The sequence below is a fragment of the Marinobacter salinexigens genome, from assembly GCF_008370345.1.
GTDB classification, from domain to species: domain Bacteria; phylum Pseudomonadota; class Gammaproteobacteria; order Pseudomonadales; family Oleiphilaceae; genus Marinobacter; species Marinobacter salinexigens.
Genome location: NZ_VTUU01000003.1, coordinates 116,509 through 139,955 on the forward strand (window position 1 = coordinate 116,509; position 23,447 = coordinate 139,955).

The 23,447-nt window shown below is 57.7% G+C and carries 16 protein-coding genes and 1 tRNA gene; 7 read left to right on the plus strand and 10 right to left on the minus strand.

Going from position 1 to position 23,447, the window contains the following annotated elements; all coding sequences use genetic code 11:
• The first annotated feature begins 41 nt into the window (after window positions 1-41).
• The 3 genes from FWJ25_RS07865 to FWJ25_RS07875 all read left to right on the plus strand — a co-directional run bounded on the left by FWJ25_RS07865 (window position 42) and on the right by FWJ25_RS07875 (window position 4,529).
• Window positions 42-1,775 carry a VRR-NUC domain-containing protein gene (locus FWJ25_RS07865; protein ID WP_149599727.1) on the plus strand — a complete coding sequence of 578 codons (1,734 nt, stop codon included), beginning with the start codon at window positions 42-44 and terminating at the stop codon, window positions 1,773-1,775.
• A complete protein-coding gene (locus FWJ25_RS07870) occupies window positions 1,772-4,018 on the plus strand; it encodes an ATP-dependent DNA helicase (protein WP_149599728.1) in 2,247 nt (748 codons plus the stop codon). Before FWJ25_RS07865 ends, FWJ25_RS07870 begins: the two co-directional genes overlap by 4 nt.
• Before the next feature lie 118 nt (window positions 4,019-4,136).
• Window positions 4,137-4,529 carry a globin family protein gene (locus tag FWJ25_RS07875; protein ID WP_149599729.1) on the plus strand — a complete coding sequence of 131 codons (393 nt, stop codon included), beginning with the start codon at window positions 4,137-4,139 and terminating at the stop codon, window positions 4,527-4,529.
• A gap of 12 nt (window positions 4,530-4,541) precedes the next feature.
• Here FWJ25_RS07875 and FWJ25_RS07880 read toward each other — a convergent pair whose 3' ends face one another.
• Together FWJ25_RS07880 and FWJ25_RS07885 are read right to left on the minus strand one after the other, a co-directional pair.
• Window positions 4,542-6,911 carry a sensor domain-containing phosphodiesterase gene (locus FWJ25_RS07880; protein WP_149599730.1) on the minus strand — a complete coding sequence of 790 codons (2,370 nt, stop codon included), beginning with the start codon at window positions 6,909-6,911 and terminating at the stop codon, window positions 4,542-4,544.
• Window positions 6,912-6,939: 28 nt separating this feature from the next.
• On the minus strand, window positions 6,940-8,493 hold the full coding sequence (locus FWJ25_RS07885; RefSeq protein WP_149599731.1) for a methyl-accepting chemotaxis protein: 1,554 nt from the start codon (window positions 8,491-8,493) through the stop codon (window positions 6,940-6,942).
• A gap of 318 nt (window positions 8,494-8,811) precedes the next feature.
• Here FWJ25_RS07885 and FWJ25_RS07890 point away from each other — a divergent pair, with 318 nt between their 5' ends.
• From FWJ25_RS07890 to FWJ25_RS07900, 3 genes are all read left to right on the plus strand, one after another.
• The gene (locus tag FWJ25_RS07890; protein WP_438616564.1) at window positions 8,812-11,091 is read left to right on the plus strand and encodes a putative bifunctional diguanylate cyclase/phosphodiesterase; all 2,280 of its coding nucleotides are present in this window, start codon (window positions 8,812-8,814) and stop codon (window positions 11,089-11,091) included.
• Window positions 11,091-11,957 (plus strand): phosphate/phosphite/phosphonate ABC transporter substrate-binding protein, encoded by an 867-nt coding sequence (locus FWJ25_RS07895; RefSeq protein WP_149599733.1) that lies wholly within the window; start codon window positions 11,091-11,093, stop codon window positions 11,955-11,957. The genes FWJ25_RS07890 and FWJ25_RS07895 overlap by 1 nt, the downstream gene beginning before the upstream one ends.
• An 84-nt stretch (window positions 11,958-12,041) precedes the next feature.
• On the plus strand, window positions 12,042-13,598 hold the full coding sequence (locus tag FWJ25_RS07900) for a phospholipase D family protein (RefSeq protein WP_149600055.1): 1,557 nt from the start codon (window positions 12,042-12,044) through the stop codon (window positions 13,596-13,598).
• Between the two features lie 32 nt (window positions 13,599-13,630).
• Here the strand turns inward: FWJ25_RS07900 and FWJ25_RS07905 are convergent.
• Window positions 13,631-13,707: transfer RNA gene (locus FWJ25_RS07905), tRNA-Pro, on the minus strand.
• Window positions 13,708-13,890: 183 nt separating this feature from the next.
• Here FWJ25_RS07905 and FWJ25_RS07910 point away from each other — a divergent pair.
• A complete protein-coding gene (locus FWJ25_RS07910; protein WP_281292529.1) occupies window positions 13,891-15,336 on the plus strand; it encodes a TrkH family potassium uptake protein in 1,446 nt (481 codons plus the stop codon).
• 13 nt (window positions 15,337-15,349) lie between these two features.
• Here FWJ25_RS07910 and gmhB read toward each other — a convergent pair whose 3' ends face one another.
• From gmhB to def, 7 genes are all read right to left on the minus strand, one after another.
• On the minus strand, window positions 15,350-15,898 hold the full coding sequence (gene gmhB / locus FWJ25_RS07915; protein ID WP_149599734.1) for a D-glycero-beta-D-manno-heptose 1,7-bisphosphate 7-phosphatase: 549 nt from the start codon (window positions 15,896-15,898) through the stop codon (window positions 15,350-15,352).
• A 27-nt stretch (window positions 15,899-15,925) separates the two neighbouring features.
• Window positions 15,926-18,007, minus strand: coding sequence for a glycine--tRNA ligase subunit beta (gene glyS / locus FWJ25_RS07920; protein WP_149599735.1), 2,082 nt, complete (start codon window positions 18,005-18,007; stop codon window positions 15,926-15,928).
• 2 nt (window positions 18,008-18,009) lie between these two features.
• Complete coding sequence (gene glyQ / locus FWJ25_RS07925; RefSeq protein WP_149599736.1) at window positions 18,010-19,038, minus strand: glycine--tRNA ligase subunit alpha; 1,029 nt, start codon at window positions 19,036-19,038, stop codon at window positions 18,010-18,012.
• 128 nt (window positions 19,039-19,166) lie between these two features.
• On the minus strand, window positions 19,167-20,570 hold the full coding sequence (gene trkA / locus FWJ25_RS07930) for a Trk system potassium transporter TrkA (protein WP_149599737.1): 1,404 nt from the start codon (window positions 20,568-20,570) through the stop codon (window positions 19,167-19,169).
• Window positions 20,567-21,868, minus strand: a complete 1,302-nt coding sequence (gene rsmB, locus FWJ25_RS07935) for a 16S rRNA (cytosine(967)-C(5))-methyltransferase RsmB (RefSeq protein WP_149599738.1) — start codon at window positions 21,866-21,868, stop codon at window positions 20,567-20,569. Before rsmB ends, trkA begins: the two co-directional genes overlap by 4 nt.
• Entirely contained in the window at window positions 21,868-22,803 is a 936-nt protein-coding gene (gene fmt, locus FWJ25_RS07940) for a methionyl-tRNA formyltransferase (protein ID WP_149599739.1), read from the minus strand. Before fmt ends, rsmB begins: the two co-directional genes overlap by 1 nt.
• An 89-nt stretch (window positions 22,804-22,892) precedes the next feature.
• A complete protein-coding gene (def, locus tag FWJ25_RS07945; RefSeq protein WP_149599740.1) occupies window positions 22,893-23,396 on the minus strand; it encodes a peptide deformylase in 504 nt (167 codons plus the stop codon).
• Window positions 23,397-23,447: the final 51 nt, after the last annotated feature.

Here is a 23,447-nt window from a genome sequence, read left to right on the forward strand (position 1 = left end):
AAGCGGTATAAGCACTCGCATCAAGGTTTTCCTGTTTCCCTATGAAGCAACTAACGCAGGCGTCCCCGCCCAGGGCAGCCGATCTCGAAAATCCCCTGTATTACCTGGAGAACATGGAGACAGTTCTGGGCTGGGTTCTGACCCACCACAGGGATCTGCTGACCGCAGAGGAATCGATACAGCTTGATCGGTTTTTTCACCTTTCCCCCGCAGCACGGGCGTTGTTGACCCGGATGGTTATGCGCACCGGAGATCTGTTTCGTGTGGATAAGTTGTCCTATCCGGAAATCGGCGTTCCGGAGGCTGAGGCAATCTCGGAACTTGTTCAGGGACATTGGCTGGACAATAGCCCCCTGCTCTCCCTGGACGATCTGTTTCGTCTGTTCACTCTCGGAGATCTGCGCAACGGTTTTGCTCGGGTACTGGCGGATCTCGGTCAGCCAAAGACTGTGTCCAAAGGGCGGATGCGGGATCTGCTGGCTGAGGCATTCTCTGAGCCCCGGTTGCTGACTGACTGGCCCGGCGATGGATACGGGCCGGTGGCTCGAGTCTGGGGGATGGATCTGTTCGAGCGAATTCGGTTGATGTTTTTTGGCAACCTTCGCCAGAGCTGGCCGGATTTCGTGCTGGTGGAGCTGGGCCATCAGCGATATGAGGAGGTGGCCTTTGAGCCGGAATCCAGAGCGTTCCAGCGGCGTGAGGATGTGGATAACTATCTCGCCATGCACCAGTGTCGGGAACGCCTGGATCAGGGAATGCCGGCAAACGAGGTATGGCCCATGGTGCCGGATGCCACCGACAATCCGTGGCTTGCTGGCCGGCGGGATCGTCTGCTGCTTGAGCTGGGCCGGCAGGCAGAGCGCCAGGGTGAACGGGAACTGGCCCTGGCGGCGTACACGGCCGTTAACCACCGTGAGGCACGGTTGAAACAGCTGCGCCTGCTGGAGCGGATGAAGCGGTTCGAGGAAGCCTGGAGGCTTGCCCTGAGCTGGCAGCAAAAGAGAGATAGCGCGGCCAATGAAGCCGAAGTGCAGGGTATGGAACGGATCATCAAGCGGCTGGCGGTGAAAGTCGGAGCACCGGTGCCGGAGATTCCGGAGCGGCCATCGCTGGAGGAATGGACATTAAGCCTGCCAAAGCCGGACAGCCTGTCGGTGGAGATAGCCGTGCGGGACCACCTGACCACAGAGCAGGCACCTGTGGCCTATGTGGAAAACACCCTGATCAACGGCCTGTTTGGCCTGCTCTGCTGGCAGGCAATTTTTGACCCCGTACCCGGCGCTTTTTTCCATCCGTTTCATGTGGGGCCAGTGGATCTGACCCGGGAGGATTTTGTTGCCCGTCGGCAAGCTCTGTTTGATCAGTGTTTCGGCGCCCTCGACCGTGGTGATTATCGGGAGCGTATTCTGCAAACCTGGGATACCAAAGAAGGTATCGCAAATCCATTCGTGATCTGGCCAGCGTTAACCCGGGAGTTGCTGGAAGTGGCTATGGACTGCATTCCCGCAGATCACCTGACGGCGATTTTTAAGCGTTTACTGGGCAATATCCGGGAGCATCGCAGTGGCTTTCCCGACCTGATCCGATTTTATCCACAGGCCGAAGCTGTGGATAACCGTTATGAAATGGTTGAGGTTAAAGGCCCGGGTGACCGCTTGCAGGATCATCAGGTCCGCTGGCTTGAATTCTTTGCCGAACAGGGCATTCCTGCCAGCGTCTGCTATGTCCGCTGGCAGGAGGATGGCGCCGTCGATGCATCAGGTGAATCCGGGTGAAGGTTGCCGTCCGCACCCTGTGTGAGTTTGCCGCCCGCCGCGGGGATCTGGATTTCCGTTATACCCCGGCGCCCAGTGCCGAAGAGGGGATTGCCGGGCACCAGGCGCTTCAGGCTCGTCGGGGCTATGGCTATAAAAGTGAATACCTGCTGAGCGGAACCTGCCTGGGCCTGGAGTTGTCCGGCCGGGCGGATCTGTACCATCCCCACCGCAACAGGCTGGAAGAGATCAAGACCCACCGGGGCGATGTGTCGCGCATACGGGAGCACCAGCGAGCACTGCACCGGGCCCAGTTGCGTGCCTATGGCGCCCTGCTGTGTCGACAGCAACAGCGCCGCAGTATTGAACTGTCTCTGGTGTATTACGATGCCAGCCGCGACAAGGAATCGCCGCTGACCGAGACCGCCGGTGCCGGGGAACTCTGGCTGGAGCTGGAAGCCCTTTGCCGACTGTACAAAGACTGGGCTGAACAGGAAGAACACCATCGGGAACAACGGGATGCGTTGCTGAAGCAACTGAGGTTCCCGTTTCCGGATTTCCGGCCCCGCCAGAGAGCCCTCTCTGAGGCCGTATACAAAAACACCATGCGTTCCGGAACCTTGTTACTGGAGGCACCCACGGGTCTCGGCAAGACCATGGGCACATTGTTTCCGGGATTGATGGCGATGCCGGCCGCAGGGCAGGACCGGCTGTATTATCTCACCTGCCGAAACACCGCTCGCCAGCTCGCGGTCGAGGCAATTGAGCGCTTGCGCCACGCCCGCAAAGACCCCGGACCCTGGCCACTGAGAACCCTGGAGCTGGTGTCGAAAGACGATGCCTGTGAACACCCGGACAAGGCCTGTCATGGCGACTCTTGCCCTCTGGCCCGGGGCTTTTTCGACCGGTTGCCGGATGCCCGGGCGGAAGCAGTGCAAAGCAGGACGAGCCTCACCCGGGAAGAAGTGGCGCGTATCGCTGCGGGGCATGGTGTCTGCCCCTACTTCCTGGCACAGGAACTGGCTCGTTGGAGTGATGTGGTGATCGCGGACGTAAACCGGATGTTTGACCAGTCCGCCCTGCTCCATGGCTTTATTCGCCAGAATGGCTGGAAGGCCGGGATATTGGTGGATGAGGCCCACAACCTGGTGGACCGTGCCCGGGGCATGTATTCCGGCCAACTGGAGCAGCAACGGTTGTTGCAGGTCCGGAAAAAAGCGCCCAAGGTGCTGAAAAAGGCCCTCGATAGAACCGCGCGAACCTGGCAGTCGATGATCCGCGAACGGGACGACGACAGCGTTGAATTTCTTGATACCCTGCCGCCGGGTCTGATGAGCAGTCTTCAGGGCATGGTCTCGGCGATCACCGATTACCTTGTGGATAACCCTCCGGATCAGGGTTTGCAGGAGCTGCTGTTTGAAGCCGTTGGCTTTATCAAGCTGGCGGAAGAATTCGGTCAACATTCTCTCTGTGAATTCCGGCGAGTCGGCCGCGGGCGTGCCCGCCTGGCCATCCAGAACCTGATACCGGCGGACTTTCTGAGGCCCCGCTTTGAGGCTGTCGATTCAACGTTGCTGTTTTCTGCCACGCTGAGCCCCGGCGTGTATTTCCGGGATCTGCTGGGTATGCCGGATGACACCTCGTTCCTGGCACTGCCCAGCCCCTTCCGGGCCGACCAGTTGCAGGTAAAGTTCACGCCTGGCATCAGCACCCGCCAGGCCGATCGGGAGCACTCACTGGAACCCATAGCGGATCTGATCGCCAGCCAGTACCGGGAGTGCCCCGGGCATTACCTGGCGTTTTTTAGTAGCTTCAGATACGCCCGTGCGGTCAGCGATGCGCTGGCTGAGAGGGCGCCGGATATTCCCCAGCGTTCCCAGCAACCAGGCATGTCGGAACAGCAACGGCAGGCCTTTCTGGACGAATTTCAGCAAACACCGGGCAAGGTAGCCTTTGCGGTGCTGGGAGGCGTGTTTGGCGAAGGGATTGACCTGCCGGGCGAGCAGCTGATTGGTGCTTTCGTGGCAACCCTTGGATTACCACCGTTTGATGACTGGCATGAAATTCTGAAACAGCGACTCCACCGGCGATTCGGCGCTGGCCAGGAGTACACCTACGTCATACCCGGATTGCAGAAGGTAGCCCAGGCCGCGGGCCGGGTCATTCGAACCCCTGACGACCGGGGAGTGATCTGGTTGATTGATGATCGGTTCATGCAGCCAGCCATCAAACGTTTGCTGCCGGAATGGTGGTTTTCGGCATAGATATATATGTCGCATGTGTTGTCAGTTGTTACATATATCTATGGAAAAGTTGTGATGTCTCTCTAGAATGCGTGGCCTGATTGGACAACCCCGGATTTTTCAAGGACACAGGCTGCAAATGAACCAGACCGATCTCGTATTCCAGAGCTATGGCCGCTGTTGCCGCAAGGACGATTTTTTCGTGGATTTCTACGATTTCTTTATGTCCAGCTCAGATGTCATTCGTAATCGCTTTGTGGATACGGATATGGCCGCCCAGCGCCACCTGCTGCGAAATGGCGTGATGCAGCTGATCCTGGTTGCCCGGGGTATGTCAGACCGTAAATTGCGGGATCTTGGGGAAAGCCACAACCGGAGCAACTACAACATTGATCCGGGTTGGTATGACCTGTGGCTGAATTCGCTGCTGAAAACGGTACGCCTGCATGATCCCGAGTACACACCTGATTTGGGCGAAGCCTGGCGGGATGTGCTGAGACCGGGCATTGATCTTATTCGTGGTGCCTACTGACGCCCCAAGCTTTCAGGCCTGGGGAAGACCGGTATGGTGATGTCCCCAGGTGAACTGCTCGGCCCAGGCCAGGGCATCGGCCAGCGGTACTGGTTTGCTGTACAGATAACCCTGGGCTGAGCCACAGCCCAGTTCGATCAGACGGGCTTCCACCTCCGGATCCTCAATGCCCTCGGCGACCGTGCGGCGCCGGAAGCTGTGGGACAGATTGAGAATCGCCTCGACAATCATCCCATCCTCCCCATCAAGCATATCGCTGACGAACGACCGGTCAATCTTGATTTCCTGAACGTCCAGTTTGCGAAAGTGATTAAGTGACGAGTAGCCCGTGCCAAAGTCATCCAGAGCAATCTCAACGCCCTGCTGACGGCAGAACGCCAGGTTTTCCACCACCATATCTATGTCATCCAGGGCGGTGGTTTCGAGTACTTCCAGGATCAGACGTGACCGCACCTCATTGTTGCACGGGCCCAGAATTTCCCGCATATCGCTGCGAAACTGATCACTCAGAAAGTGGGACGGGCTGAGGTTGACGCTCACACGAAACGGTAGTCCGTTGCAGACAAAGCGTTTGATTTCCCGGATGGCGGTATTGAGAACGAACAGGCCGAGCCGTCGGGCGTGCTCTGTATATTCAATATGCACCAGAAAGTGGGCGGGGCTGAGTAACCCTTCTTCCGGGTGCCGCCAGCGAATCAGTGCTTCAAACCCCTCTACCTGCCTTTGTTGCAGATTTATCCTTGGCTGATAGAAGAGCTCCAACTGATTATGGGCCAGCGCGGACTCAATCTGTTCCAGAACCCGAACCCGCTCCTTCCGGTTCAGGTGGCTTTCCACATCAAAGACCTTGTAGCGGTTCTTGCCGGATTCTTTGGCCGCATACATGGCCTGGTCTGCGTGGCGTAGCAGCAGGTCGGCATCGGCGTCGTGATCCGGGTAAACGGCAACGCCCATGCTGCCAGACAGCTGGAGCACGAAGTGCTGGTAGCTGATGGGGTGACGTACCACCTCCAGTAAGCGACCGTAGACCCTGGGATCGTCCACATCCCTGAGGATGGCCACAAATTCATCGCCACCCAGGCGAGCAACCAGGTCATGGCTACGCACGGCCGACTCCAGGCGCTGGGCAATACTCTTGAGAACCGCATCACCTACGGCGTGGCCGTGCTCGTCGTTGATCTCCTTGAAGCCATCGAGATCAATAAAACACACCGTGACGGTCCCCTGTCGCTGATCCGCTTCGTACAGTTCCTGCTCGAACAGCTCCGTCAGGCGGCGACGATTCGGCAGTCCGGTGAGCGAGTCGTAATTCGCTGCCTGCTCCAGGCGCTTCTGGTGCTCCCGTTTCTCCTGGTAGAGCTGTTTCCGTTCTATCAGATTGCCGACGGTCTGAAGCAGAGGTGCCAGTTCTTCCGCCATGACCTTCCTGTACCCGCCCGCCCTGTTGGCAAGCCCGACCAGGCCGATTTTCCGGTCTGCGGAGAATACTGGAATGGCCATGAAACAGTTGATTTTGGGGTGCCCTGGAGGAGCGCCTCCGCTGCGGGAATCGTTGATGAGGTCGTCGGAGATCACGACGTCGTCAGACTGGATGGCGGTGCCAAGCAGGTTGTCGGGATTATCGAACACCATGCCCCGCCGCTCAACAGACTGATACAGAGCCTGGGTTTCCGGGTTCCAGGCGATGTTGGTGATCGCCCCGACTTTGAGGTATGGCTCCCCGGCGGGCTTGTGCAGGATCTCGCCGATCAGACCAAACTCGCTGCCGGTCAGTGCCAGAAGGTCGGATAATAACTGCTCAAACGCAGCGCGCTCATTGTCGCTGGTCAGAAAAATATTCTGGGCCCGCTGAATGGACCGGTTCAGATGGGATAAGTGGAAGTATTCAGCTGCATCTTCGCTGTGGGCGGCACGCTCAAGCTCGTCTTCTATGATGGTACCGAGGGTGCGGAGAATATCGAGGTCGACTTCCTCTATTTTCCGGGGTTTGTCGTCGATGATGCACAGGTTACCGATCTTGAACCCGCTGGGTTCGCGAATGGGCTGGCCGGCATAAAAGCGGATATGAGGGTCGCCGGTCACCAGAGGGTTATTGCGAAAGCGGGGATCTTCAGTGGCATCCTCGACCACGAAGACCTTGTCCTGGCGAATGGCGTAGTCACAGAAGGCTTGTGAACGACAGGTCTCCTGAAAGTCGATTCCCTGTCGGGACTTGAACCACTGGCGCTCTTCATCGAGAATCGTAAAGAGCGCGCTCTTGACCTGGTAGTACTGACGGGCAATCCGGGTAAGCCGCTCAAACCGTTCCTCCGGGGGTGTGTCCAACAACCCCAGCCGCTCAACGGCAGCAAGTCTCAGCTTTTCTGTTGAACGGGAAACCATCGACGTGCTCCTTCCCGGATCATGCCCATTACTTGAATCGAACGACCAGTTCGTGAAGACCTGCAGTGATCCTCTCCATTTCCTCCACACTGTCTGTGGATTCCTGCCCTTTCACCAGATTGTCGGAGGCCAGTTGCGAGATGTTATCCACCTGCTCGTTGATCTGGTCCGATACCTGAGACTGCTCTTCAACCGCTGCTGCCATCTGGGTGGCCATTTCAGCGATGGTGCCCACATTTTCCGCAATATCGTTCAAGGTCTGTTCGGCGGTGATCATCTTCTCCAGCCCTGAGTCGGCGGCCAGCTTGCCTTCTTCGGCTTTATCCACAGACTGCCGGGAACTGGTCAGCAGGGCTTCGACAATGCCCTGGATTTCACTGGTGGAGTCCCGCGTCCGTTTGGCCAGACCGCGAACTTCCTCTGCGACGACGGCGAAGCCGCGTCCATGCTCGCCAGCCCGGGCGGCCTCAATGGCAGCGTTTAGGGCCAGCAGGTTGGTCTGGTCCGCGATGTCTTCGATGATCTTGGCCGCAGACACAATTTCACTGGTCTGCTGTGACAGCGATTCCACTGCGTCGCCGATGGCGTGAACGGATTGTTTGAGTGAGTCGATGGCTTCCCGGGTTTCCATGACCACCGTGCGCCCTTCATCGGAGAAAGATCTTGCCCCCTCCGCCCGCTCGGCGGTGCGCTGGACGTTGGAGGAGACTTCGGCAATGGTCATCGACATCTCATGCACGGCAGCGGCAACCTGTTCAATCTCCGATTGCTGCTGACGCAGTGTATCCTGAGACTCAATGCTGGCCTGGGCACTGCGTGATGAAGCCACTTTCATTTCCTCGGAGGAGTCCTCGATCCGCGTTAATACCGCGTCCAGATGGGCCTGCTGCGAGAGAACGGCAACCCGGATCCGGCCAAGGGCCAGGTCATCATCTGTGTAGCTCCTGGCAGCGAGGTCGTCGGTAAAGCTGCGGGACAGCTGCTCGCTGATTTCGGTAAGGGTCCGGCGCCGGAAGAAGTAATTCCAGGCACCGTAAAGAACGACGTCAACGACCAGGATGAGTTCTGCAGCGGTCCTGAATCCGGCGAGAAACAACAAGCCGGCAATCAGCAGCACCGAAATGGAGAAAATCATGCTGCAGTCCAGCTTGCTCCAGAACGTGGCTATCTTCTTGCCGGCCCGAATCTTTGCATACAGTGCCTCGGCCCGCTCCACATCAGCCCGGTTGGGGCAGGATCGCACGGACTCGTAGCCCACTACATTACCGCTGTCGGTTACCGGGGTAACGTAAGCGCTCACCCAGTAGTAATCACCGTTCTTGCAGCGGTTTTTGACCAGACCCATCCAGGGTTCGCCGGCTTTGAGGTGCGACCACATATTTTCGTAAGCTTCGGGGGGCATGTCCGGATGACGAACGATGTTGTGGGGCTGGCCGATCAGTTCTTCTCTCGAAAAACCACTGAGATCCACAAAATCCTGATTGCAGTGCTGGATCTTTCCCCTGAGGTCGGTTGAAGAAATCAGTTTTTTCCCGGGTGGAAAGGGCTGTTCTCTGTCAGTAACAGGTAGGTTCTTGCGCACGGTGACTCCCTAATCAACGGCTCCTTATAACTTCATCGTAGGACAGGGATGCCGTTTGCGCCTTTGTTATATACACATCTGTTAGATGAGTTTTTTCTATGCAATGACAGATAGTGCAAAAAATGAAATTAGCGGAGAGAGCCGTGTGCGAGCCCCGGCGAAACGTCCTGTCATTACAGTGTCATAGAGCAACTTCACGCTAAAGGTATGCTATTGGCGCCATCGGATGGCTTTCAATGTTGTAGTAGGTCCCCGGTGTCAGAAACAGAATTACCCTCCAAGTCTCATGTCAGCCCGTTGAGTGGCGTTCACGTTGCCATGTTGGTGCTCGGCGCACTGATCGTTGTGTTTATCTGGGCATTGTTTATCTATCAATCCGTTCATGCCCGCCACGAAGCCCTGGATACCCGTGGTTCTGAGCACCGAAACCTGGCGTTGATTGTGTCGGAAAGTCTCAAGCAGATGACGGATAGGGCAAAGTCCATTGGTTATGAGGTCGCAGTCCAGTCGAACCATCATGGGTATGAGCGGGTCCTTAACTTGCTGGCAGAGGATCCGGTCTTTAACCGTTTGAGTGTTTATGACGCGGAAGGCACACCGATCTTCTTCAGCCACCCGCCTTCGGGGCGTCCAGGGTTGGCGACCTGGTTAGCGCAGCTCAGCCAGCATGTTCAGGCTTTCGGCTATGAGCCGATACTTCCTCTCAGGAGAGTCGGTTCGGGTGATGAGGAAGGCGCTCCGGTGTGGCGGTTGCCAATGCTCGTTCCCGTTCCCGAACGGGTTGGCGGATCGTTAAAAAAGGTGGTCATTATTGAGCTCGACATCGGTTACCTGGCAGGCCTGCTTCAGCATATCGAACTGGGCTCCAGTGGTTTCCTGCAGGTACTGGATTCCCGCGGGGCCGAGTGGATGCGTGCCGATAGCAGTGGTGTCATTGTCGGTGGCGCGGAGTTACCGCCGATCAGGCCGGCCTCAGACGGACGGGTTGCCAGTGGCCACAGTGAGTTCGAATTGGGTAATACCCGGTTCCAGTATGTCTATGTAACCCGACCGCCTAATGGTTTCTCTGTAGCCATTGCCCAACCTGAACCGGAAATCCTTGAGTCCCTTGTGGCAAACCAGCGTTTGCAGTTCGGACTTAATGTACTCATGACGGCGTTAGTGGCAGGTATCATCATCTGGCTTAGATCGGCACTGCACCGGCAGCAATCGGCATTACACGATCTCCAGATTTCCGAGAGAAAGAATCAGCGGCTCATAGATCGCCTTGAGAGCGAACATGCCAGAAGTAGCAGGGCGGCGGCTATTGATCATCTCAGCGGCCTGTTCAACCGGCGACAGTTTATAGAAACGGCAACCGAGGCCTTGAGTGAACAGCGCCGGAAACGTCGACTGACGGCTTTAATGTTTATTGACCTTGACCGCTTCAAGGCCATCAACGATTCGCTTGGGCACAAGGTGGGCGACCTGCTATTGCAAGCTGTTGCAGGTCGTATCCAGAACTATCTCGGGCCGGAGGATCTGGCAGCCCGGTTCGGCGGCGACGAGTTTGTAGTGTTACTGGGGGGCGATCGGCGTGAGTCGGATATCGAGGATACAGCCCAGGGCCTGCACCGGCGCTTATCACAGACTTATGAGCTGGACGGTATCGAACTCAACAACAGTCCAAGTATCGGTATTGCCATCTGCCCCAGGGACGGCCAGACCATCGATGATTTGATCCAATCTGCGGATGCAGCCATGTACTCGGCGAAAAAGGCGGGCCGCGGCCAATACCGGTTCTTTGATCAATCTCTGAATGTGACGGATGCCGAGGCGTTTCACCTTGAACAGGCCTTTCCGGAGGCCCTTGCCAAAAGGCAGTTCGTTCTTCACTTCCAGCCTCAAGTCTGTCTGGAAACCATGCGGCTATCCGGTTTTGAATCCCTCGTTCGTTGGCAGCATCCTGAGTTTGGTCTGCTTTACCCGGATCGTTTTATCGACATGGCCGAAACCACCGGCCTGGTTATCCCTATGGGGCTGGAAGTGCTGCGGCTGACCTGCGAGCACCTGTTGCTGTGGCGCGATGAAGGTCTTGAGGTTGAGACCGTGGCGGTAAACGTATCACCGGTCCAGTTAACCCAGCCGGATTTCGGGGCAACGGTACTGGAACTACTGAAATCCTACGGCCTGCAGCCAAGGGATCTGGAGTTGGAAATCACCGAGACTGCGGTACTGGATGCCAGAGCAGCGGAGCAGATCCACATCCTGAAAAATGCCGGTATCGTCGTCAGCCTTGATGATTTTGGAACCGGCTATTCCGGCTTTGCCCATCTTGAGTCGGTGCCGGTCGACAAACTCAAAATTGACCGCAGCCTGATCGCAAGAATCAGCAACAGTCATGACGACAGCCCGATCGTGTCCTCCACCATCATCCTCGCGAAACGTATGAACCTTAAAGTGGTGGCTGAAGGTGTGGAAACCCGGGAGCAGCTGGTTCATCTCAAGGTAGCCGGGTGTGATTTCGCTCAGGGGTATCACATCAGTCGGCCAATCCCGGCAGATCAGGTGGCCGGGTTTATAGGAAAAGCAGTGGAAGCGCTGGAGGAGCCAGTTTAATGATGCGTTGGTCGGTAGGCTTTTTCATGATGATCTGGGTGACCGCTGCATGGTCTCAGCAGGACACACCGAATGCTTGTGAGATGCAGGCTCTCACCATCACCATGGTGCCGGAAAAGAACATTGATGAGCAGATCAGGGCACATCAGCCGCTCATACGGCTACTGGGTGAGAAATTGGGTATGCCGGTTGAGATCATTCGTGCCACTTCCTACGAAAGCGTGATCGATTCCATGGTTTCCGGAGCTGTCGACCTGGCTGTGATGGGCCCCGCTGCCTATATGATGGCGTTCCAGAGAAATCCTGACATCGAGGCCTTTGCATCCCTGGCTCAGGCAGGCGGCCTCTACAGCCCGGCAGGCAGTTACTACAACTCGATTTTGCTGGTAAACCATGGCAGTGGTATCCGGACAATTGAAGACCTCCGGGGCAAGCGGGTTGCCCTGGGCGATCCCGCCAGCACCTCCGGAGCAGTGGTACCCCGGGCAGAATTTCCGGAGGTCGTGGGTGAAGGGCTGGATACCTACTTTGAGTCTCTGCTGTATGCCGGTGCTCACGACAAAGCTTTGAATGCGTTGCTGGAGAACCGGGTGGACGGTGCCTTTGTTGCCAGTACGCGGGCTGATGCCTACCTGAAAAAAGGGCTCATCAATGAAGAGAGCTTCCGGGTGCTCTGGTCCTCCCGCCCGTTGCATTTTGATCCATTCGTTTTTCGGGCGGGTCTTTGCCCGATCATACGGGAGCGCATCCGGGCTGTTCTGATGGCGCCGTCACCGGACCGGCAGGCCTATCTTGAAAACCTCAACGCGACGGATATCACACCGGTTTCCCACACGGATTACCAACACCTGCAGGAATTGTTGTAGTAACCTCACCGTTATGGGTTAAAAAAAGAGCGGTTTGCTCTGAGGTGAGGGCTACAATCAAGGAGCCGATGTTTGGGGATGTTGATGTTTGTCCGGCGGTCAGTTGTGTCACTGGCGGTCTTCGTTGCCTTTCTCGCGGTCACCGGTTGTGCCTTGCCTGCGCTGAGTGACCGAACGGAAAGCTATGCCATTCCTCCCGCCCAGACCTCTGATACCCGTATCGGCCGGGCAATCGCTGAAAAGGTCATTAGCAACCCGGGGCTGAGCGGGGTGCATCCATTAGCCAACCCCCACGATGCGTTTGCAGCCCGTGCCCTGCTGGCGGAAGCGGCGGACGTCTCTATGGATGTCCAGTACTACATCTGGCGTGATGACATTACCGGGACCATGCTGCTGCATTCCCTGTACCGGGCCGCCGAGCGAGGTGTCCGCGTGCGTCTGTTGCTGGATGACAATGGCATCGCCGGGCTGGATCAGGTTCTGGCAGCGCTTGATCGCCACCAGAGCATTGAGGTCCGACTGTTCAACCCCTTTGTTTTACGCAGCCCCAAAGTCCTGGGTTACCTGACGGATTTCAGACGCCTGAACCACCGAATGCACAACAAGTCGTTCACGGTGGATAACCAGGCCGCCATCATCGGCGGACGCAATATTGCTGACGAGTACTTTGGAGCTGGCCAGGGTGCACTGTTTGCTGACCTTGATGTACTCACCATTGGTTCGGCCGTTGAACAGGTGTCTGCAGATTTTGATCGCTACTGGGCGAGTTCGTCCTCCTATCCGGCGGCCGACATACTGTCTGAACCTGGTGAGCAGGATCTGCAGCAATGGCTGGAGAGCGCCCGATCCCTTGAGAGTACTGACGAAGCCCTGCAGTACGTGCGGACCCTTGAGGGTTCCCGGTTCCTGAAAGACCTGCTGGCAGGCGAGCTGGATTATGTCTGGGCACCGGTCGATATGGTTAGTGATGACCCTGCCAAGGCCCTCGGACAGGCAGAAAAAGATCAGCTTCTGAGCCAGCAGTTACGCAAAGCCCTAGGCGATCCCAAGCGTTCCGTCACCCTGGTTTCGCCTTACTTCATCCCGACCGATGCCGGTGTGGAGCTGTTCCGGAGTCTTGAGGAACGCGGGGTTGAAGTAAGGGTCCTCACCAACTCCCTGGAAGCGAATGATGTGGCCATGGTGCATGCAGGCTATGCGAAATATAGGGAGCCGTTACTGGAAGCCGGGGTCGAGATGTATGAACTGCGCCGGATACCCGGTAACGACTCCGCCGAGAAAACTCTGCAGAGTGGGCTTCGGGGAAGCTCTTCTGCAAGCCTTCATGCCAAGACGTTTGCAGTGGATGGCGAGACGGTGTTCGTAGGTTCGTTCAATTTTGATCCCCGTTCCAACCACATCAATACTGAACTGGGTTTTGTGATCGAAAGTGCTGAACTCGCCCAAGCCCTCGAATCTGTCTTTGATGAACAGGTGAAGCAGGGCGCGTACCAGGTACAGTTGGATGATGACGGTGAGATGGCGTGGATTGCACACAATGGCGACGAAACGGAACGCTATGAACACGATCCCGGTACCGGCCCGCTGAAACGGATGCTGGTATTTCTGTTCTCGTTGTTACCGATAGAATCGTTGCTGTAATGCAGGAGAAATCGCGAGAGGAAAGCGGGAAATGGTCGGCGTGGCAGGATTTGAACCTGCGACCCCTTCGTCCCGAACGAAGTGCGCTACCAAGCTGCGCCACACGCCGAACAACGGCCGGTATTATACGGATTCACTGTGGTTTTACCACCCCTTTTGAGCGGGCCACAAGAAATCGCCGGAAACAGCCTTGGGAAACGGAATCAATGGGTGTATAAATGCCGCGTGGCCTGGTTCTCGGTATCACTTGCCGACCTGACGTTCTTCTCTGGGACCCGGAGTTCAGTCCGTTTTGAACATTTTACCGATCATTCAGATTCTGGGATTTTTGCTGATCCTGCTCAGTTTTCTGATGACGCTTCCTGTCAATTTGCTGATGTTCGGTGAAACTCCGGACTGGCTGGCATTTGTGACCTCCTCGGCGATCTGTTTCACCTCCGGCTTGGTGGCTCTGGTGATGGTGGGGCGCAAAAAACATGTGCTACGGCAGCGTCAGATGTTCATGCTGACGGTGTCTGCCTGGATTGTTATCCCGCTGTTTTCTTCCCTGCCCCTGCTTTTGAGTGACCTGAGGCTAACAGTCACCGACGCGTTCTTCGAGAGCATTTCCGGAGTTACTACTACAGGGTCAACCATCTTCACCGGCCTCGACCGGATGCCATCGGATATCCTGCTCTGGCGCTCCATCATGCAGTGGATGGGAGGCATTGGCATTATTGGCATGGCAGTCGCCATCCTGCCCTTCCTGCGGATCGGTGGGATGAAACTGTTTGCCACCGAATCCTCCGAATGGAGCGAGAAGGTCGTACCCCGGACAAACAGTCTGGCCCGCAGCCTGGTAGGTATCTACCTGGGACTGACTGCCGGTTGCACTCTGGCCTACTGGTTGCTGGGCATGAACTTTTTCGAAGCCCTTAACCATGCCATGACAACGGTTTCAACCGGGGGGTATTCCACCTCGGACAGTTCCATGGGGCAGTTTGATTCCAACGCCATCCTGTTGACGTCCAGTATGTTCATGGCGCTTGGCAGTATGCCTTTCTTCCTGTTTGTGCGCTTTATCCATGGCCAGCGCCAACCACTTCTGAAAGATCAGCAGGTACGTTTTTTCCTGGTGATGCTGGTGGCCATTGCATTGATGCTGATGGTCTACCGGGTGGTCAATAACAATGCGGATGCGTTTGATGCCTTTGTGCATGCTCTGTTCAACGTGACGTCGGTGGTAACGACGACCGGCTATGCCTCCACGGACTACTCGCTTTGGGGGCCCTTTGCAGTGGTGATCTTTCTGTTCATTACTTTTGTGGGCGGCTGCTCCGGTTCCACGGCCGGGGGCATGAAAATCTTCCGCTTCCAGCTGTCGATGCTGCTGCTGCGTGAGCAGGTGCGTCGGCTTCTGCACCCTCATGCAGTGTTCGCCCGCAACTACAATGGCCGGGTGATCGGCGATGACATTGTTGCGTCGAGTGTGGCGTTTTCGTTTATCTTCCTGGCGACCCTGGCCTTTGTGACGGCGATACTGGGTGCTCTGGGGCTGGATCTGATCACCAGTCTGTCCGGAGCGGCGACCGCATTGACGAATGTTGGTCCCGGACTAGGGGATATTATTGGCCCGGCGGGGAATTTCGAGACGCTGCCGGATGCGGCGAAGTGGGTGCTGATGGCGACGATGATTCTGGGAAGACTGGAGTTGGTCAGTGTGCTGGTGATGTTGTCACCGGATTTCTGGCGCAGCTAACGCCCTTTTACTCCTACAAACCCGCTCCAATCACCCAGTCGGCAACCTGCGCGAGGTTGTCGAACACGCGGGTGTCGGCAATGGGCCGGGCTTCGAGATGGCGTTCGGTATCCAGTCCATTGCCGGTGCGCACCAGTATTGGCTGACATCCCTCTGCGGCCCCTGCTTCCAGATCCTTGCGACTGTCTCCCACCATGATGGCTCCGGTCAGTGCGCTGATGTGGAAGTGCCCGCGAATTTGTCGGAGCAGTCCGGTCAGAGGCTTGCGGCAGTCACACTGGTCGTCGGGGTGGTGGGGACAGTAAGCAATGAAATCGATGTGCCCGCCGGCGGCCTCCACCAGCTGTGCCATCTTGTCGTGCATGGCGTCCAGCTCGTCGGTGTCGTAATAGCCTCGGGCAATGCCGGACTGATTTGTGGCTATGGCGATCCGGTGGCCAGCGTTGCAGAGCCGGGCTACCGCGTCGATGCTGCCGGGAATGGGGTGCCATTCTTCGGCCGAGCAGATGTAGTTGCCATCGTACTCGTTAATTACCCCGTCCCGGTCAAGGATGATCAGCATCGTTGTCTGGTAGCCCTGATCCCGGCCTTAGTTGGCCGCTGGCAGCAGAGATATGTCAGCAACCCTCAGGAACAGGTTACGCAGACGATTCAGCAGTGCCAGGCGGTTATCGCGGATGGCTTCGTCGTCGGCCATGACCATGACCGCATCGAAGAAGTTATCCACAGGCTCTCGCAGACCCGCCAGAGAGCTCAGGGCACTGGCATAGTCGCCCTGCTCGAACAGAGGCAGAACCCTGGCTGCCTGCTGCTCGACCTGGTCTGCCAGGGTTTTCTCTTCTGCGTCCTGAAGCAGGCTGTTGTTGACGGCTTCGCCCACCTGATCACCACCCTGTTTGGTGAGGATGTTGGACACCCGCTTGTTGGCGCCGGCCAGGGCCTGAGCTTCAGGCAGCTGGCGGAAGGCTTCAACAGCCTTCACACGACGGTCGAAGTCCAGCGGACGGGTTGGGCGACGAGCGTGCACCGCCAGGTAGACCTCGGCACCTATGCCCTGCTCTTCATAGTGAGCACGGAAACGCTCAAGCATGTAGTCAACCACGGTATCCGCTACGTTGGGCTCGCTGATCGCCGAGTGTTCGTCTTTCGCCCATTCGCACAGGGTTTGCAGATCCAGGGGCAGTTCGCGTTCGATGATAATACGCAACACACCGAGGGAAGCACGACGCAGGGCGAACGGATCACGGGTACCGGAGGGCGGCTGGTTGATACCGAACAGGCCGACCAGGGAATCAATCCGGTCGGCGATGGCAACGGCACAACCGGTCAGGGTGGTAGGCAACTGATCACCCGCGAAGCGCGGCATGTATTGCTCGTTCAGAGCCTTGGCCACGTCGGCTGCCTCGCCATCGTTGGTGGCGTAGTACTGGCCCATGATGCCCTGAAGGTCGGTAAATTCCAGAACCATTTCAGTGCACAGGTCAGTCTTGGCCAGCATGCCGGCACGGGTCGCCAACTCTGGCTCGCTGCCAATGGCAGCGGCAATCTTGCCGGCCAGGGCTGCCACCCGGACAGACTTGTCATACAGGCTACCCAGCTTTTCCTGGAACACGATCGGCTTGAGTTGCTCGATACGGTCTTCCAGGCGGGTCTTGCGGTCCGTCTCATAGAAGAAGGCGGCGTCGGACAGACGCGGGCGGATAACCTTCTCGTTACCGGAGATAACCTGGGACGGGTCTTTGCTCTCGATGTTGGCCACGGTAATGAACAGCGGCATCATGTCACCGTTGGCGGAGACCACGTGGAAGTACTTCTGGTGTTCTTTCATCGAGGAAATCAGGGCTTCTGCTGGCACTTCCAGGAAGCGTTCCTCGAACCGGCCCATCAGCGGCACTGGCCACTCGTTCAGCGCAGTCACTTCGTCCAGCAGGTCTTCGTCAATGACGGCCTGGCCTTTGGCTTCTGTTTCCGCGAGTTTGGTCACACCTTCACGGATGATGTCACGGCGCTCGGCAAAGTCAGCAATCACGTAGCCTTCCTGTCTCAGCACCACTTCGTAATCGCTGGGCGTGGGTACGATCAGTGATTTGGGGCAGTGGAAGCGGTGGCCACGGGTCTTGTTGCCGGGAGTAAGGCCCATGATCGGCGTATCGATCACAGTGTTGCCGTACAGCACGATGGCCCAGTGTACCGGACGTACAAACTCGGTCCGGTGAGCACCCCAGCGCATTCGCTTGGGAATCGGCAGGGCTGCCAGGGACTGTTCAATCAGTTCCGGCATCAGTTCGATGGTAGGCTTGCCCTGTTCCACGGTGCGGTAAATCACCCAGGCACCCTTGTCGGTTTCCAGAGTGTCGAGCTGATCCGGAGTGACGCCCAGAGAGGTGGCAAAACCGGTCAGTGCGCGGGTCGGGTTACCGGCGTCGTCGAATGCGGCTTTGACTGCAGGACCGCGCTTCTCCACCGACTTGTCGGGCTGGGCGTCAGCCAGGTCGCGGATTCGTACCGCCAGGCGGCGTGGCGCTGCAAAGGCTTCAACCTTGCCGAAGTCGATGCCGGCTTCTTCCAGACCTTTGACGATACCCTGGGTGAAGGCATCAGAGAGTGGTTTGAGGGCCTTGGGGGGCAGCTCTTCGGTGCCCAGTTCGACCAGAAAATCCTGTGTAGCCATGATTATGCGTTCCCCTGTTCCTGCTCAGCCTTCTTCGCTTTCTTGCCTTTCTTCTTTCCATTCGCCTTGGCTTCGGCAGCATCTGCTGCGGCCATGACTTCTTCACGCAAGGCCTCCGGAGCCAGCGGGAAGCCAAGCTTGCGACGGCTGTCGAAATAGGCCTGGGCGACGGAGCGTGCCAGGGTACGTACGCGAAGGATGAAACGCTGACGCTCGGTCACGGAAATGGCGTGGCGGGCGTCCAGCAGGTTGAAGGTATGGGAGGCTTTCAGCACCTGCTCGTAGGCGGGCAGTGGCAGGCCGGCTTCGATCAGGCGGGCGCTCTCGCGCTCGTGAACATCAAAGCTGTGGAACAGGAATTCGGTATCCGCCTGCTCGAAGTTGTAGGTGGACATTTCCACTTCCTGCTGGTGGAACACGTCGCCGTAGGTCACCACACCATCGGGACCGTTGGTCCACACCAGGTCGTAGACGCTGTCCACACCCTGCAGGTACATCGCAATCCGTTCCAGACCGTAGGTCAGCTCGCCGGTGACCGGGTAGCATTCCAGACCGCCGACCTGCTGGAAGTAGGTAAATTGGGTGACTTCCATGCCGTTGAGCCAGATTTCCCAGCCCAGGCCCCAGGCGCCCAAGGTAGGTGATTCCCAGTTGTCCTCAACGAAACGGATGTCGTGAACCAGAGGGTCCAGGCCCAGAGCCCGCAGAGAGTCCAGATAGAGTTCCTGAATGTTGTCCGGGGACGGTTTCAGAACAACCTGGAACTGATAGTAGTGCTGCAGACGGTTGGGGTTTTCACCGTAACGGCCGTCAGTGGGACGACGGCTTGGCTGAACGTAGGCCGCATTCCAGGTCTCCGGACCAATGGCCCGCAGGAAGGTAGCCGGGTGGAACGTGCCAGCGCCCACTTCCATATCCAGGGGCTGGAGAACCACGCAGCCGTGCTGCGCCCAGAAATTCTGTAGAGCCAGGATCAGACCCTGGAAGGTCTTGATATCCGGCGCGGAGGTGTTCGTTGCCTTGTCTGTCACGACGATTGCCTGCTGATTCAGTCTGTGTGTGGCGCCCCGCTATTCCCCTCGGGACACTCCGAAAAAAGGCGCATTATACGCTTGCCAAAGCGGTATTTCTAAGTCCGATTCACTGCCTTGATTTTGAACTAGAAGAATGTCAGTCCCACCTGGAAAAGCTTCTCCACATCCCGGATCCGGGATTTGTCCACAAGGAACAGGATCAGGTGATCATCTGGCTGTACCCGGAGGTGGTCGTGGGCAACGAGAACCTCGCTGTGGCGCACAATCGCACCGATGGTGGTGCCTTCCGGGAGATTGATTTCATCCAGCCGTTTTCCGACCACTTTTGACGACCTGTGGTCACCATGGGCGATAGCTTCTATGGCTTCTGCCGCCCCCCGGCGAAGGGAGTGCACGTTGACGATATCGCCCCTGCGAACATGGGTGAGGAGGCTGCCGATGGTGGTTTGTTGTGGCGAGATGGCTACATCGATATCGCCGCCCTGGATCAGGTCCACATAGTCCGGATTGTTGATCAGGGTCAGTACCTTGCGGGCGCCCAGGCGCTTGGCCAGCAACGAGGCCATGATGTTGGCTTCGTCGTCGTTGGTGACCGCACAGAACACATCGGTGTTTTCGATGTTTTCTTCAAGCAGGATTTCCTTGTTGGCGGCGTTGCCTTCCAGAACCACCGTTTTGCGGAGACGTTCCGACAGCATCACGCAGCGTTCGCGGTCACGCTCCAGCAACTTGACCTGATACCGGCTTTCCAGGGTATTGGCGAGACGGAAACCGATGTTGCCGCCGCCGCAGATGAAGATGCGTTTGTAGGGTTTGGCCAGCGGCTGGAGTTCGCTCATCACCGAACGGGTATGGTCGGAGGCAGCAATGAAGAACACTTCGTCGCCGTCTTCGATCACCGTGTCGCCCTGAGGCATGATCGCCCGGTCCTTACGGAAGATGGCGGCTACCCGGGTATCGATCCGGGGCATGTGGGTGCGCAGATGGGATAGCTCCTGGCCGACCAGTGGACCACCCTTGGTTGCCCGCAGAGCTACCAGTCGTGCCAGACCCTTGGAAAATTCCAGCACCTGAAGGGCGCCCGGATATTCGATCAGACGGGTGATGTGCTTGGTCACCAGGTGTTCGGGGCTGATCAGTACGTCGATGGGAAAGCCCCGCAGGCTGTCCAGATCCTTGGCCTGATCGCGCTGATAAAACAACTCGGTCTTGGCGAGGTAGGCGTTGGCCCGTACCCGACAGATGGTGGTCGGGGTTTTATACAACAGCTTGGTGACCTGACAGGCCACCATGTTGGTCTCATCGCTGTTGGTCACGGCGATGATCATGTCGGCATCCTCGGCTCCGGCTTCACGCAGGATGTTGGGGTAGGACGCGGGGCCGTGCATGGTGCGTATATCGAGCTTGTCCTGTAGCTCCCGGAGGCGAATGCTGTCGCTGTCCACCACGGTGATGTCGTTGGCTTCGTTGGCCAGGTTTTCTGCCAGGGTACCACCCACCTGGCCAGCTCCGAGAATCAGGATTTTCATGGTTCGGGTTTCTCCAATACGGCGTAGAAAAAGCCGTCATGGCTGTCTGGATCCGGGAGCAGCTGCCGCCCTGCACCCATATCCCGCCCCCACTGAACATCCGGTTCAATGAGCACGGCGCTTTCCTGCTGTTTGAGGAATCGCTGGATTATACGGTGATTTTCCTGCGGGAACACCGAACAGGTGGCATACACCAGCCGTCCTCCGGGCTTCAGTATTGACCACATGGCCTTGAGGAGTCCGAGCTGGATGGCAGCCAGGGGCGTGATGTCAGACTCCCGACGCAGCAGCTTGATATCGGGATGGCGTCGCACCACTCCGGTAGCACTGCAGGGCACGTCCAGAAGAATCCGGTCGAAGGGCTGGCCGTCCCACCAGCTATCTGTATCGGCAGCATCCGCCTGTTTCAGGCTGGCATCCAGATCCAGGCGGTCAAGATTTTCCTGAACCCGGGGCAGCCGATCGGCGGATTCATCAATTGCCACCACCTCCTGCAGCTCGCCACAGCTTTCCAGAATGGCGCAGGTCTTGCCTCCCGGTGCAGCGCAGGCATCGAGTACCCGCTGGCCGGGTGCCAGGTCCAGCAGTGTGGTACAGAGCTGGGCGGCTTCATCCTGAACGCTTACCGCGCCGTCTGCGAACCAGGGCAACTGGTCCACAGGGACAGGTGTCGCCAGTTGGATGCCCATGGGGGCGAATACGGTGGGCGTGGCGCCTATGCCGGCTTTTTCCAGCAGCGCGAGGTATTCCTCGCGGTTGAACCGAAGTGCGTTAACCCGGAGGGTCATCGGTGCCTGGGCATTGTTGGCACCCAGAATGTGTTGCCAGTCTTCCGGCCAGTTGTGGCGCAGCTTTTCCACGATCCATTCGGGATGGCTGAAACGGCTGGCATCGTTCGCTGGCTCAGGGGCACCCTCCCGCTCGGCAGCCCGGAGCACGCCGTTGACCAGCCCGGTCAGGTGCGGTTTGTTCAACGCTTTGCAGGCTTCCACGGATTCGTTCAGCACCGCGTAGTTGGCCTGCTGACTGAATCGCAGTTGAAACAGGGCGACCAGCATCAGGTGATGCACAACCCGGTCGGGTTTGCGCAGCGGCTTTTTCAGCCTGCCCCCCAGTTCTCCTTCAAGCCGATGAAACCAGCGGCAGGTGCCATAGCAAAGAGCCTGCAGCACCGGGCGTTCGTTCGGCGCCAGTCGCGTCAGAGCCGGCGGCAGACACTGGGACAGGGACTGCCCGTTTTCCACGGCCAGCAGCACGTTGGCAGCGAGTGCCCTCAGGGGTAGCGGCTGACTCGCCATCAGCTCAGCTCCTGCCCCGGCAACAGTATCTGTTTGCCGCCGTTGATCAGGTCATTGATGTCCTGGGCGCGAGAGCCTGGTAATTGCACGCGGGTAATGCGTAAAGAGCCTTCGCCACAGGCCACGTCAATGCCACTGCGCTCCCGGCGCAATACCGTACCGGCTGGTTGGTCAGAGGTTTCCGCCAACGGTTCGGCCTGGTGGAGACGAATCCGCTGTTGTTCGAGGTCAGTATAGGTGCCCGGCCAGGGATTGAAGGCCCTGATCAGGCGGCTGATGTCTGCGGCACCGCAGTTCCAGTCGATGTGACCCTCTTCCTTGGACAGTTTGTGGGCATAGCAGGCAAGTGTATCGTCCTGGGCCTGACCGGAGAGTTGGCCTCGTTCCAGCTTCTCCAGGGCTTCAACGATGGCCTCTCCACCCATCACGGCCAGCCGGTCATGGAGGCTGCCGCCGGTATCGTCGGGGTTAATGGGGGTGCTGGTCTTCAGCAGCATGTCGCCGGTATCAAGGCCGACATCCATCTGCATGATGGTGATGCCTGTTTCTTCATCACCAGCGGCAATGGCTCGCTGAATGGGTGCGGCTCCCCGCCAGCGGGGAAGCAGTGAAGCGTGGATGTTCAGGCAGCCCCGGGCCGGTGTATCCAGCACTGCCTCGGGGAGAATCAGGCCGTAGGCGGCCACAATCATAACGTCTGCCTCCAGAGCGGCGAGCTCCTGGCGGGCTTCTTCTATTTTGAAGTTCTCTGGCTGGTATACCGGAATCCCGGCATCCAGAGCCACCTGTTTGACCGGGCTGGGCATCAGTTTGCGGCCGCGACCTGCGGGTCGATCAGGTTGGGAGTAGACGCCAACAATGGTATGTCGGGTGTCCAGCAGGGCTTTCAGGGCAGTTGCGGCAAAATCCGGAGTTCCGGCAAATACGAGTCGCACGGTGTTGAATCTCTGTTCCGTTGAATACGAAAAGACCGGGTCTGAAACCCGGTCCGAATTCTGTTCTGGTGTCCTGGGGGGCTGTGACCTCAGGCGCTCTTTTTGTGCAGTTTCTCCAGTTTCTTGCGAATCCGGTTCCGCTTCAGAGCGCTCAGGTAATCAACGAACAATTTGCCGTTCAGGTGGTCCATCTCATGCTGGATGCAAACCGCCAGCAGACCGGTGGCCTCCAGTTCAAAGGCATTGCCGTCACGATCCAGTGCCTTGATAAGACAATGTTCTACCCGCTCTACGTCTTCGTAGAATCCGGGTACGGAAAGACAGCCTTCCTGCATGGCTTCGTAGTCGCCATCAAGAACGGTCACTTCCGGGTTGATGAATACCCGGGGCTCGTCTTTGTCTTCTGACAGATCCATGACGATGATCTGCTTGTGCACGTTGACCTGTGTCGCCGCCAGGCCAATACCCGGCGCATCGTACATGGTCTCGAACATGTCGTCGATCAGCTTGCGGATGTCGCCTGTAACCTCATCAACCGGTTTGGCAATGGTGCGCAGACGAGGATCCGGGTATTCGAGTATTTCTAGTATCATAAGGCTCGTACTTTAAATGACCTGTTTGACGGTTTCCGGCGTTAACATTTG